Origin of the sequence: Micrococcus sp. KRD096 (genome assembly GCF_017168495.1) — a bacterium.
In the GTDB taxonomy this organism is placed as follows: Bacteria; Actinomycetota; Actinomycetes; order Actinomycetales; family Micrococcaceae; genus Micrococcus; species Micrococcus luteus.
Genome location: NZ_JABFAY010000016.1, coordinates 131,738 through 143,916 on the forward strand (window position 1 = coordinate 131,738; position 12,179 = coordinate 143,916).

The 12,179-nt window shown below is 71.9% G+C and carries 11 protein-coding genes; 4 read left to right on the plus strand and 7 right to left on the minus strand.

Translation table 11 applies throughout. From position 1 onward, the window contains the following. A partial coding sequence (locus J1M41_RS07760) for a CdaR family transcriptional regulator (RefSeq protein WP_241247835.1) occupies window positions 1-1,127 on the minus strand: 1,127 nt, incomplete at its 3' end. Between the two features lie 200 nt (window positions 1,128-1,327). Here J1M41_RS07760 and J1M41_RS07765 point away from each other — a divergent pair. Together J1M41_RS07765 and J1M41_RS07770 are read left to right on the plus strand one after the other, a co-directional pair. Then, window positions 1,328-2,380: a ferredoxin reductase gene (locus J1M41_RS07765; RefSeq protein ID WP_170080056.1), complete on the plus strand. Its 1,053-nt coding sequence runs from the start codon at window positions 1,328-1,330 to the stop codon at window positions 2,378-2,380. Window positions 2,381-2,452: 72 nt separating this feature from the next. Continuing rightward, a complete protein-coding gene (locus tag J1M41_RS07770) occupies window positions 2,453-3,631 on the plus strand; it encodes an acyl-CoA desaturase (protein ID WP_241247852.1) in 1,179 nt (392 codons plus the stop codon). Window positions 3,632-3,671: 40 nt separating this feature from the next. Here J1M41_RS07770 and J1M41_RS07775 read toward each other — a convergent pair whose 3' ends face one another. From J1M41_RS07775 to J1M41_RS07785, 3 genes are all read right to left on the minus strand, one after another. Next, window positions 3,672-4,568, minus strand: coding sequence for a sugar ABC transporter permease (locus J1M41_RS07775; RefSeq protein WP_225348928.1), 897 nt, complete (start codon window positions 4,566-4,568; stop codon window positions 3,672-3,674). 86 nt (window positions 4,569-4,654) lie between these two features. Then, a complete protein-coding gene (locus tag J1M41_RS07780; RefSeq protein ID WP_206451482.1) occupies window positions 4,655-6,292 on the minus strand; it encodes an ABC transporter permease subunit in 1,638 nt (545 codons plus the stop codon). Between the two features lie 118 nt (window positions 6,293-6,410). Further along, window positions 6,411-7,733 (minus strand): maltose ABC transporter substrate-binding protein, encoded by a 1,323-nt coding sequence (locus J1M41_RS07785; RefSeq protein ID WP_206451483.1) that lies wholly within the window; start codon window positions 7,731-7,733, stop codon window positions 6,411-6,413. Between the two features lie 340 nt (window positions 7,734-8,073). Between J1M41_RS07785 and J1M41_RS07790 the strand changes: the two genes are divergently transcribed. Further along, the gene (locus J1M41_RS07790) at window positions 8,074-9,093 is read left to right on the plus strand and encodes a LacI family DNA-binding transcriptional regulator (protein ID WP_049158353.1); all 1,020 of its coding nucleotides are present in this window, start codon (window positions 8,074-8,076) and stop codon (window positions 9,091-9,093) included. A gap of 82 nt (window positions 9,094-9,175) precedes the next feature. After that, window positions 9,176-10,255: an ABC transporter ATP-binding protein gene (locus J1M41_RS07795; protein WP_020624545.1), complete on the plus strand. Its 1,080-nt coding sequence runs from the start codon at window positions 9,176-9,178 to the stop codon at window positions 10,253-10,255. Between the two features lie 42 nt (window positions 10,256-10,297). Here J1M41_RS07795 and J1M41_RS07800 read toward each other — a convergent pair whose 3' ends face one another. The 3 genes from J1M41_RS07800 to J1M41_RS07810 form a co-directional block, all read right to left on the minus strand. After that, window positions 10,298-10,777 carry an SRPBCC family protein gene (locus tag J1M41_RS07800; RefSeq protein ID WP_078025646.1) on the minus strand — a complete coding sequence of 160 codons (480 nt, stop codon included), beginning with the start codon at window positions 10,775-10,777 and terminating at the stop codon, window positions 10,298-10,300. 79 nt (window positions 10,778-10,856) lie between these two features. Beyond that, on the minus strand, window positions 10,857-11,501 hold the full coding sequence (locus tag J1M41_RS07805; RefSeq protein ID WP_227717944.1) for an Ltp family lipoprotein: 645 nt from the start codon (window positions 11,499-11,501) through the stop codon (window positions 10,857-10,859). Window positions 11,502-11,956: 455 nt separating this feature from the next. Then, a partial coding sequence (locus J1M41_RS07810; RefSeq protein WP_206451497.1) for a hypothetical protein occupies window positions 11,957-12,179 on the minus strand: 223 nt, incomplete at its 5' end.

Genomic DNA, 12,179 nt, shown 5'->3' on the forward strand with positions numbered 1-12,179 from the left:
ACCCCGTCCCGCCGCGCCCGCAGCACGATCTCCAGGTCGAACCGCGCGTCGGGGTCCTCGAGGGCCTCCCCGAACAGCTCGCGCAGCCGGCCCACCCGGTACCCCACGGTCTGGGGGTGCACGCCGAGCTCCGCGGCGATCGGCGCCCGCTGGCCCCAGTGCGTGAGCCAGGCGAGCAGGGTCTCCTCCAGCACCGCCCGCTTCGCCTCGCTCACCTCGTCCAGGGGCGCCAGCACGCGTTCGGCCAGCTGCGTCACGACGCGCGGCTCGGCCCCCAGCACCACGCGCGCCAGGTGGTCCGCGGCGAGGATCGGGGACGGGGCGCCGTCGTCGTCCTCCCCCTGCGCGGGCTCCGCCGTCCGGCCCGCCGCCTCCTGGACGGCCAGCGTGCGGGCCACCCGGTAGGAGTGGGGCACGAGCGGCCAGTCCACGGCCGGCCCGACGACGGCGGCCGTCCCCGCCAGCAGGCGCAGCATGCGCTCGCGGCGGCCCTGGGAGGGCGTCGCGTCGATCACGGCGACCACCTCCGAGTCCCGCTCCACCACGAGCCCGGCCCGGCCCAGCCTCTCCCGGACGGCGACGCCGGCGTCCGCGGGCAGCACCACCACCGCCAGCCGGCGCGGCAGCCGCCAGTCCGCGAGCGCGGCCAGCCGTTGCACCTCCTTCTCCTCGGTCCCGCCCCGGACCAGGGCGGTGGCGAGGGCGGCGCGGTGCAGCTCGAGCACGCCCGCCTGGGCGGACTGCGCCTCCGCGTACGCCTGGGCGCTGACGGAGGAGAGCTCGTCGATGTACGCCCAGATGGACTCGCCCAGCTCGATCACCACGGACATCTCCAGGCCCAGGCGCGCGCACTCGGCGGAGAGCTCGCGGAACACGATCCGCGCGGAGGTGCGGTACGCGCCGAGCAGGGCGTCCATGGAGCGCCCCTCGCGGAACTCGCCGGCCCCCAGGCGGGCCATGAGGACGCGGGACTCGCTGTTCAGGGCCGGGCGGGTGGTGCCGGGCAGGCTCATCAGCTGCTCGAGGGCGGTGGTCACGCCGGCGGTGAGGTTCTTGCCGTAGTGGCCGTCGCGCGCCGCCGCGTAGGCGGGGATCTGGTCCGGGACCGTCTCGATGATGCGCTCCATGATCCCGGGGATCGCCGGGGCCAGGCGCTCCGCGAGGTCGTCGGGGAGGGACTGCCAGGGCGGGCGCCAGTCGGGGGCCGCCAGTCGGGGGCGGGGGTGGTCTGCGTCACACTCAATCTTGTCTCCTCGCGATGAAGTGATGGCCCAGATCGTACGCTGAAGACGAAGAACTGCGGCATGCCGAGCCATAGACTGGAGCCATGGTCGGCCCGTCTCTGTTCTCCCGTCTGGCGTCGACGCTCCTGCACCCGCTCACGCCGCAGGATGTCCTCGGCCTGCTCGACCCCGTGCACTCCTCCCGCCAACTGCGCGGGGTGGTCACCTCCGTCACCCGCGCGACGCCCGGCGCCGCCACCATCGCGTTCCGCCCCGGACCGGGTTGGCGGGCCCACGACGCCGGCCAGTGGGCACGCGTCGGCGTCGACGTGGACGGGGTGCGGCAGTGGCGCTCCTACTCGCTCTCCGCACCCGCGGGCGCGGACCCGGAGATCACGGTGTCCGACATCGGCCTCGTCTCCGGCACGCTCGTGCGCCACACGAAGCCCGGCGACGTCCTCTTCCTCGACATCCCCGAGGGCGACTTCACCCTGCCGGATGAGCCGCGCCCGCTGCTCATGCTCACCGCCGGCTCGGGCCTGACCCCGGTGATGTCCATGATCCGCACGCTCGTGCCGGCGCGCCGGGATGCCGACGTCGTGCTCATCCACTCCTCCCGCACCCCCGAGGACGCCCTGTTCCGCGAGGAGCTGGCCGAGCTGGCCGACCAGTTCCCGGGCCTGCGCGTGGTGCACCACCACACCGCGGAGGCGGGCCGCCTCGACCTCTCCTCCCCCGCGCAGCTCGAAGGCGTCTGCCCCGACTGGCGCGAGCGCGCCGCCTACGCGTGCGGGCCGTCCGGGTTCCTCGACGACGCCGAGGCCCTGTGGCGGCGCGAGGCGGCCGCAGACCTCACCATCGAACGGTTCCAGGCCGACTTCGCCCCGGGCGTGGCGGGGGCCGGCGGCCGCGTGGTGTTCGAGCACGCCGACGTCGAAGTGGACGCTCCCGGCGACGTGCCGCTGCTCGTGGTGGCCGAGGAGGCCGGCGTCGCCGCGCCCGCCGGCTGCCGCATGGGCATCTGCCACGCGTGCCTCACGCCGCTGCGCTCGGGCCAGGTCACGGACCTGCGGACCGGGCAGGTGCACGGCGAGCCCGGCGAGCTGGTCCAGACCTGCGTGAGCGCCGCCGCCGGCCCGCTGAGCCTCGACCTCTGAACCTGACGCCCGGCCCGCGACCCGGGCCTCCCCGACCACGGCACCACCGTGCGCGGCCGCGCCGCCCGGGTCCTGCCACAGGACCGCCCCGACACCACGAGCTGGGCTCCGCACACCCCCGAGTCCCGCCCCACCACCGCCACCGCGACGCCGGGGCTGCCGGGCGCCGTCGGGAGCCCGGCTGTGCGCCCGCCCGGCGCCGCCCACCTGACGGACGCGCAGGTGGCCGAGCTGGGCCGGGAGCTGGACGCGATCCGCGACGACGTGCTCTCCCGCCGCGGCGCCTCCGATGCGGCCTACATCCGCCGCGTCATCCGCTGGCAGCGCCGGCTCGAGCTCGGCGGCCGCGCCCTCCTGCTCAACGCACGCCACCCCGCCGCGTTCGTGGCGGGAACAGCCATGCTCACGGTCGCGAAGATCGTGGAGAACATGGAGATCGGGCACAACGTGCTCCACGGCCAGTGGGACTGGATGCGCGACCCGGACATCCACTCCACCACGTGGGAGTGGGACTTCGTGACGCCGTCGCGGGCCTGGCAGAACACCCACAACGACCTGCACCACCGCTGGACCAACGTCGTCGGCAAGGACCGGGACGTGGGCTACAACGTGCTGCGCATGGACGAGTCCGAGCCGTGGCAGCCGCGGCACCTGCTCAACCCCGTGATCAACGCGGGGCTGGCCCCGATCTTCGAGTGGGGCATCGCCCTCTACGACCTCGAGCTTGACCGCGTGCAGAGCGGGGAGAAGTCCCGCGAGGAGCTGATGACGGATCTGCGCTCCGTGGGCGTCAAGGCGGCCCGGCAGTTCGCCAAGGACTACGTGGCCACGCCAGCCGTCGCCGAGGTGCTGACCGGCTCGGGCAAGGCCACGCTCGCGGGCACGCTGCTGGCCAACGGCCTGCGCAACATCTGGGCGCACTCGGTCATCTTCTGCGGGCACTTCCCGGAGGGGGCGGAGACGTTCTCCGAGGAGATGGTGGACGGTGAGACCCGCGGCGACTGGTACGTGCGGCAGATGATCGGCTCCGCGAACATCTCCGGTTCGAAGCTGATGCACTTCATGACCGGCAACCTCTCCCACCAGGTGGAGCACCACCTGTTCCCGGACCTGCCGTCCAGCCGGTACGCCGAGGTGGCGCCCCAGGTCCGTGAGATCTGCGCCCGCTACGGCCTGCCGTACACGACCGGCCCGCTGCTGCGGCAGGTGGGCTCCGCGTGGAAGAAGGTGTTCCGGCTGGCGTTGCCGTGAGGCGGGAGGGGCGGGCGCCCCTCCCACCGCCGTCGTCGGCTCAGCCCTTCACGCCGCCGGCCGTGAGGCCGGAGACGATGTACCGCTGCAGGAACAGGAACAGCGCCATCACGGGCAGGGCCGCCAGCACGGCGCCGGCCGCGAACACGCCCCAGTTCTCGGAGCGGGTCTCCGAGACGTAGCCGTAGAGGCCCACCGCGAGCGTCTGCGCGGACGGGTCCGTGAGCACTACGGAGGCGATCACGAACTCCGAGACCGTGGTGATGAAGGACAGCAGGGCCACCACCGCGAGGATGGGGGTCACCAGGCGCAGGATGATCGAGAAGAAGATCCGCGCGTGCGAGGCGCCGTCGAGCTTGGCAGCCTCGTCCAGCGACGGCGGGATGGTGTTGAAGAACCCGTACATCAGGTACGTGTTCACCCCGAGCGCGCCGCCCAGGTACACGAGGATGAGGCCGAGCTGCGAGCCGATGCCCAGGACGGGCACCAGGTTGCCGATGTAGGTCAGCAGCAGGAAGATCGCCACCACCGCGAGCAGCTGCGGGAACATCTGCACCAGCAGCAGCGTCAGCAGCCCCACGCGGCGGCCCGTGAACCGCATCCGGGAGAACGCGTAGGCGGCCAGGGCACCGAGGAACACCGTCATCACGGACGTGATGACGCCGATCACCATCGTGTTGAGGAACCAGCGGCCGAAGGGCCGGTTCGGGTTGCTGAACAGGTCCACGTAGTTCTGCCCGCTGAACGAGGAGAACAGCCGGTTCGAGCTCGCCATCGTGCCAGTCGGGTCGAGCGACGCGGACAGCACGTACAGCAGCGGGAAGAGTGCGAACGCGCTGGCCAGCACGCCCACCGCGTGGCGCCAGCCCAGCTCCCGCATCCAGCGGCCGAACGAGCGGCGGCGTCGTGGCGGGGCCGGGTCCTCCTCCCAGCGCAGCGGGTCCGTCTCCTGCTGCGCCAGGGCGGCGGCGAGGGGCGAGGTCGGGGCGTCCGGCCGGGGCCGTCCGGAATCCTGGGGGATGCTCACTTGTCGATCTCCTCGAGCGCCTTGGTCTGCCGGAAGCTGATCGCCGAGATGGTCGCCACGATCAGGAAGATCACGATGGACAGGGCGGATGCCAGGCCGTAGTCGCGCCCCACCCCGCTGAACGCCGTCTTGTAGACGACCGTGATCAGCAAGTCCGTGGCGCCGATGTTCGAGCCCGCGTCGGGGAACCGCGGTCCGCCGCCGGTCAGCATGTAGATGATGTTGAAGTTGTTGAAGTTGAACGCGAACGAGGAGATCAGCAGCGGCGCCACCGAGACCAGCAGCAGGGGCAGCTTGATGGAGCGGAAGATGCGCCACGGGCCGGCGCCGTCCATGCGGGCCGCCTCGTCCACGTCCTCGGGCAGGGACTGCAGGGCGCCCGTGGTCACCAGGAACATGTAGGGGAAGCCCAGCCACAGGTTCACCACGAGCACCGAGAGCCGGGCCAGCCACGGGTCGGTGAGCCACGGGATGTCCGCGCCGCCGAAGAACACGGTGTTGACGAAGCCGAACTCCGGGTTGAGCAGGCCGGCCCACACGAGGCCGGACAGGAACGCCGGAAACGCGTACGGCAGGATCATCATCACCCGGTAGACCTTCTTGCCGCGCATGTCCGAGCGGTTGAAGGCGATCGCCAGCAGCAGCCCGACGGCGAACGTCGTGGCCACGCTCAGGAACGCGAAGGCGAAGGTCCACACGGTGACCCGCAGGAGCGGGTCGCGCAGCTCGGGGTCGGTGAACGCGCGCGTGAAGTTGTCCAGGCCGACGAACACCCGCCAGCCGGTCTGCAGCGTGCTGCCGTCGTCCGCCTGGAACTGGCCCTCGCCGTTGTCCCGGTACTCCACGCCGCTCTCGAGGTCCGTGAAGGTGTCCCGGGCCTCGTCGTACTTCAGACGCGGCGCGTACACGTACCCGCGGGAGCCGTCGCGCGTCTCGAGGGTGCCGTCCGCGGCGTCGTCGCTCAGCGGGACCTTCAGGCGGGTGACCTGGTCCTGACGCTGCAGCAGGTCGCCGAACCGCAGGGTGGTGTACCCCTCCACCCCCACCGGCTGTCCGTCCTGCATCTGGGCCTCGACCGGCTCCAGTTCCTGGTCCGCGCCGCCGAGGACGGGCTCCCCGTCCCGAAGGGTCAGCAGGTAGAGGTCGCCGCCCTCCTCCAGCACCGTGATGTCGTACACCGGGGAGTCCGGCACGCGGATGGAGGAGGAGCGCTGGATGATCTCGATCGCCGCGGCCTTGTCCGAGTTGTGCCCGGCGCCGTAGTTCGTGAAGGCGACGTAGGAGGAGTAGACCACCACGAACACCTGGAACAGCATCAGGAAGAACAGGCCGGGGGCGAGGTACTTGGCCGGCAGGCCGCCGCGGCGCAGGTAGATCCAGTTGATGCCGATCGTGACCGCCAGGGTCAGCGCGAACACCACCCAGTCCCCCGCGGCCGCGAGCTGGAACAGCAGGAACGCCGCGAAGGCGTCCACGAGGCCCAGCAGGACGATCTTGGCCAGCGTGCCGCCGAGGCCCTCGGTACCCCGGGCGTCCGCACGACGACGGCGGCCCGGGCCGGTGCGGCGCGCGGCGTCGTCGAGGGCGGCGGTGGCGGCGTCGGACCGGTCCGACGCGGTGGAAGACGGGCTCATGGTTCCTCATCCGGCCCGAGGGCCTGCCGTGGAAGGGGGGGATGCGCGCCCCGAGGGCGCAGGGCCACGGTCCGCCTCCGGCGTCCCCGCGGGGACGCCGGAGGTGGACCGCGCCGGATCACTGGCCGATGCGGCCCTCGATGTCGGAGATCATCTTCTGCCAGGTCTGGACCGGGTCGCCCTCGCCCTTGATGATGCTCATCTCGGCGCCGCCCCAGAACTCGAACACCGCGCCCATCTCGGGGGCCGCCGGCATGGGGACGCCGTTCTCGCCGATCTCGCCGAACGCCTTCACGGTCTCGTCCGAGGCCGCCTTGTCGAAGGAGGCGGTCAGCGCCGGGGGACGCTTGCCCTCGGCGAAGAGCGCGTCCTGGGCCGCCTCGGTGGAGAGGTAGTTGACCACGAACTCATTCGCGGCCAGCTGGTTCTCGGACTCTGAGGAGACGAAGAAGGCGTTGACGCCCACGAACGGCTGCGCCGGCTGGTCGCCCATGGACGGGATGGCCTCGACCTCGAAGTCGACGCCGGCCGCCTCGGCCTCCTCGATGTTCCACGGGCCGGTGATGAAGTAGGCCGCGTTGCCGGAGTTGAACTGCTCCTTGGCGATGTCCGCGGTCATGTTCGGGTTCAGCACCCCGGACTCGCCGTACTCGGCCAGCTTCTCGGCGAAGGCCTCACCCTCGGGCCCGCCCATGGCCAGCGAGCCGGTGTCGTACGAGCCGTCCTCGGCCTGCTTGAACACGGGGGCGCCCATGGAGGTCTGGAACGGGTACAAGTGGTACGGGTCGCCGTTGACGGCGTCCAGGCCCACCACGAACGGGTACTCGGCCTCGCCGGCGTCGACGGCCTTCCGGCCCTCCGCGATCATCTCGTCGAAGGAGGCCGGGGTGGACTCGGCCAGCTCGGTGTTGCGCAGGATGGCGATGTTCTCCACGGAGTACGGCACGCCCCAGGTCTGACCCTCATAGGTGACGGCCTGCACGGAGGACTCCACGAAGTCGCCGACTCTCTCGCCCAGCTCAAGGGGCTCGATGGTGCCGTTCTGCACGAGCGAGCCGATCCAGTCGTGGGCGCCGACGATCACGTCCGGGCCCTCGCCCGTGGGGTTCTGGGTGATGAAGTCGTCCTTCATCGTGGAGTTGTCCTTGACCACGAGCTCCACCGTGATCCCGGTGTCCTCCTTGAAGTCCTCCGCCACGGCCTGCAGCGGCTCCTGGCGGTTCTGGTCCACCCACATGGTGATGGTGCTGGCGCCGGCCTCGGAGAGGTCCTGGCTCGGGGACGCGGTGGCCGTGCCCTGCTCGGTGGCGCCGGCCGGGGAGGAGGACGCCGGGGCGGAGGAGCCGCCGCCGCACGCGGTGAGCGCGAGGGCGGAGAACGCCGCGGTGAGGGTCAGGCTGAGCGGGCGGCGGAAGAGGCCGCCGGTCGTCGTCGACTGCATGATGTGCCTTTCACGAGGGGTGGCCCGCGGCATGCGCCGGCCGTTGCGTCGCCGACGTGGGCCCCGCGGTGAGACGGCGCCTGCCCCCGGCGGCTGAAGGAGTCAGTCCCCAGGAGTGTAAACGCTTCCACTGTGATATGCCACACAGAGGTGCGCTCCCGCATGAACACGGGCATGCGGGAGTGGGGGCGGAGGTCAAGACCGGCTGAAACCGGAATGGAAGCGCTTCCACCACCGCGCCTGCCGTGCCGTACTCTGGTGCCACGCATCGACCCCCGGCCCGCCGCCGTCGTGCACCCGCCCCGCCGCAGAACCCCATGAACCGGGAGGAGGACCGCCGATGGTCGGCATCAAGGACGTCGCCCGCATGGCCGGGGTCTCCACCGCCACCGCCTCCCGCGCCCTCACCGGCTCCGGCCCCGTGGCGGCCGCCACGCGCACCCGAGTCCAGGAGGCCGTCGCCACGCTCGGCTACGTGGCGGACTCCGCCGCTTCTTCGCTCGCCTCGGGCCGCACCCGCAACATCGGGCTGGTGACCCCCTCCGTCCACCGGTGGTTCTTCGCCGCCGTGCTCGAGGGCGCCGCGGACGAGCTCGTGCGGCACGGGTACGACCTGACGCTCTACGACGTCGGCCAGGACCCGGAGCGTCGATCCACGGTCATCTCCGACCTGCTGCCCCGACGGCGGCTGGACGCCCTGATCACCCTCTCGTTCCGGCTGAGCGTGTTCGAGTTCGCCGGACTCGAACGCCTCGGCCGGCCCGTGATCGCCATCGGTGGCCGCCTGCCGGCGGGCGAGACCCTGCCCGACTGGTTCACCGCGGTCCAGGTGGACCACGCCCGCGCCGCCCGGATGGCCACCGAGCACCTGCTGGAGCTCGGACACCGGGACATCGCCTACGTGGGCCGCGTGGACGAGGACATCGAGTTCCAGGTCAGCACCGAGCGCACCCGCGGGTTCCTGCACGCCCTCGCCGCCACCGGGGTGCGCACGCCGGCCGACTGGATGGTGCCCGCGGACTTCACCATCGGCGGCACCTACCACCAGGCGCGCGCCCTCCTCGCCGACCCGCGGCGCCGGCCGACGGCGGTCATGTGCATCTCGGACGAGATGGCCATGGGCACCTGGATGGCAGCCCACTCCCTGGGGCTGCGCGTGCCCGAGGACGTGTCCGTGATGGGCCTGGACGGCCACCCCGAGGCCGCCCGCCTGGGCATCAGCACCGTGGACCAGAACCCGCTCGAACAGGGCCGCCGCGCCGTCCGCCTGGCGCTCGGCGCCCTCGACGGCGCCGCCCACCCCCACCGGATCATGCACCACCTGGCCCTGCGGCCGAGAGCGAGCACCGCGCCGCCGTAGACCGTCAGCCCCGACCCTCACCCACCCCTCTCCTTCACCTTGGATCGTCGGGCACGTACCTGCCCGTGAAAGGAACCCCACCATGGCCTCCGTGACCTTCCGCTCCGCCAGCCGCCAGTACCCCGGCTCCCCCCGCCCCGCCGTCGACTCCCTCGACCTGGAGATCGCCGACGGCGAGTTCCTCGTGCTCGTGGGCCCCTCCGGCTGCGGCAAGTCCACCTCCCTGCGCATGCTCGCCGGCCTCGAGGAGCTCTCCCACGGCAGCATCCTGATCGGCGACCGGGACGTCACCGACGTGGACCCCAAGGACCGGGACATCGCGATGGTGTTCCAGAACTACGCCCTGTACCCGCACATGACCGTGGCGGACAACATGGGCTTCGCCCTGAAGATCGCCGGCGTCCCCGCGGACGAGCGGCGCCGCCGCGTCGAGGACGCCGCAAAGCTGCTGGACCTGACCGAGTACCTGGACCGCAAGCCGAAGGCCCTCTCCGGGGGCCAGCGTCAGCGCGTGGCCATGGGCCGGGCGATCGTGCGCGACCCGCAGGTGTTCCTCATGGACGAGCCGCTCTCCAACCTGGACGCGAAGCTGCGCGTGCAGACCCGCGCCCAGATCGCCAACCTGACCCGCCGTCTGGGCACCACCACCGTGTACGTGACCCATGACCAGACCGAGGCCATGACCATGGGCGACCGGGTGGCGGTCCTCAAGGAGGGCCGCCTCCAGCAGGTGGACACGCCGCGCAACCTCTACGAGCGCCCGATGAACGTGTTCGTCGCCGGGTTCATCGGCTCCCCCGCCATGAACATCTTCCGCATGCCCGCCACGCACGAGGGCGTGCACTGGGGCGAGACGGTCATCCCCGTGCCGCGGGAGGATCTGGCCGACGCCGGCACGGCGGTGGACCTCGGCGTGCGCCCCGAGAACCTGGTGGTCAGCGACGACGCCGCCGGCCTGCCCGTGGAGGTGGACACCGTGGAGGAGCTCGGCGCGGACGCGTACGTGTACGGTCACGCGACGATCGGCGGCGAGGAGCGGCTCATCACCCTGCGGACGGTGGGCTACACAGCGCCGGAGAAGGGGTCCGTGGTGCACGTGGTCCCGGACCCGGAGCGCGTGCACCTGTTCCACGCCGAGACCGGCGAGCGACTCAACCGCTGACGGCGGCGCGGGGCGCGCGACGGCGGCGGGCGTCGCCTGCCCTCAGCCCTGACGCTCGGCCAGCTCCGCGAGCCGGTCGATCGACGCGCGGAGCTGCCCTTCGCCGGTCCGCAGCGCCTTCTGGACGCGCTTCGGGTCGGTCAGGGCGGTCCAGTCATAGGTGTGGGTGACGCGGCAGCCGCCCTCGTCGTCGCCCTCGACCTCCCACCGCCACAGCTGGCCGAACGGCTCCCCGCCGACCTCGGAGGGCTTCCAGGCGATGCGGCGGCCCTCCTCGAACTCGACCACGTGGTTCGCGCGGTCCACGCCCTTCTGCAGGGTCATGACGAACACGTCCCCGACGGCGGTCACCCGCTGCCCGGGGGCGGCCTCGGCCAGGTTGTCGTTGCCGTCCCACTCGGGCTGGCGGGAGGGGTCCGCGATCAGCTCGAAGACGACGCCAGCCGGCGCGTCGACGTGACGGGTCGCGGACACGACGCGGTCCTCAGGGGCGGGCAGGGCGGTCTCGTCGATGTGCTCCATGCCGTCACGCTAGACCTTCCCACACCGTCGTCGAGAGGGTCGGCGGACCGGGCCGGGTGCCCGGCCCGCCGACCCGGACTCACAGTCCGGCGGCATCGACGCCGTACTCGGCCTGGGAGGCGGAGTAGCCCTCGAACATGAGCTGGTCGATGAGACCGGCACGGGAGAACGCGGAGTGGCTCAGGTACGACTGGGCCTGCTTCGCGGCCTGCTCGTTGTAGTCGATGCCCAGGCCGTCGACGGCGGCCGTCGCGTCAGCATTCGAGTAGCCCTCGAACTCGAGCTGGTCGATCAGACCGGTCCGTGAGAACGCCGTGTGGGTCAGGTACGACTGGGCTTGCTTCACAGCCTGCGCCGCGTAGTCCACGTCCAGGCTGTCCACGGCCGCTGTGGCGTCGGCGTTCGAGAAACCCTCGAACTCGAGCTGATCGATCAGGCCGCTCCGGGAGAAGGCGGTGAAGCTCAGATACGACTGCGCCTGTCGCACGGCCTGCTGTCCCTCCGCTGACAGCCCGTCGCCACCCGCCGACGCGGCCGACTCCTCCTCGGCGGCCCCCACTTCGACTTCGGCCGATGCCTCCGCCTCACGCTCCGCTTCCGCCACGGCCTCGGCCTCGGCCTCGGCGGATCGGGACGCCTCGGCTGCGGCGGCCGCGGCGGACTTCTCGGCCTCCCTCGAGGCGGCAGCGGCACGGCTGGCCTCGGCCGCCTGCGAGGACTCCACGGCACGGCTGGCGCTCGCAACCGCAGACGACGAGCCGGCCGCGCGGGACGAGGAGGGCGCCGCGCCGTCGGAGACCCGGCCAGACGAGGACGCCCCACTCGAGGACGATGCGGCGGAGGGCGAGCCGGCGGACGACCCGGCTGCGGCGTCCCCATCGACGGAGCATCCGGTGAGCAGGGCGAGCGCGGCAAGGCCAGCGGTCAGGAGTGCGGTGGGGCGGGCAAGACGAGGACGGAGCATGGCGCTCTCCTTCGACGAGGGGAGGCGGTCGGCCTCCAGCGATAGGAAGCGAACACTCGGCGAGTGTTCACCATCCTCACAGTAACGACCCAGCGGACACGATAACGGTGTCCGCCCCGCGCAGGACATGGGCGCGGCCGTGATCCTGTGCGGTCTGGTCCTGGGTCTGGCGTCCACGCCGCGGTTCCTGTGCCGGGGCCGCGTGGCCCCTGACCTCAGATCAGGCCCGATGCGGTGAGCTTGGCCGCGGTCTCCTCGTTGGTCGGCTCCACCTGGTGGTCGCCGTCGGGGAACACGAGCACGGGGATGTCCTTCTGGCGCCGGGTGCGCAGGCAGTCGCGGCACCGGTCGGCGCCGTCGACGGTGAGAGCGGGGGCGGCCTGACTGATCCGGCCGTCGTGCTCAGGGGTGGGATGCTGCTGGCTCTTATACACATCT

Bases quoted from the DNA above. Each gene is read 5' to 3' on its own strand.
- J1M41_RS07765 (WP_170080056.1), top strand. From the start codon at position 1,328: ATGGTCGGCCCGTCTCTGTTCTCCCGTCTGGCGTCGACGCTCCTGCAC.
- J1M41_RS07780 (WP_206451482.1), bottom strand. From the start codon at position 6,292: ATGAGCCCGTCTTCCACCGCGTCGGACCGGTCCGACGCCGCCACCGCC.
- J1M41_RS07785 (WP_206451483.1), bottom strand. From the start codon at position 7,733: ATGCAGTCGACGACGACCGGCGGCCTCTTCCGCCGCCCGCTCAGCCTG.
- J1M41_RS07790 (WP_049158353.1), top strand. From the start codon at position 8,074: ATGGTCGGCATCAAGGACGTCGCCCGCATGGCCGGGGTCTCCACCGCC.
- J1M41_RS07795 (WP_020624545.1), top strand. From the start codon at position 9,176: ATGGCCTCCGTGACCTTCCGCTCCGCCAGCCGCCAGTACCCCGGCTCC.
- J1M41_RS07800 (WP_078025646.1), bottom strand. From the start codon at position 10,777: ATGGAGCACATCGACGAGACCGCCCTGCCCGCCCCTGAGGACCGCGTC.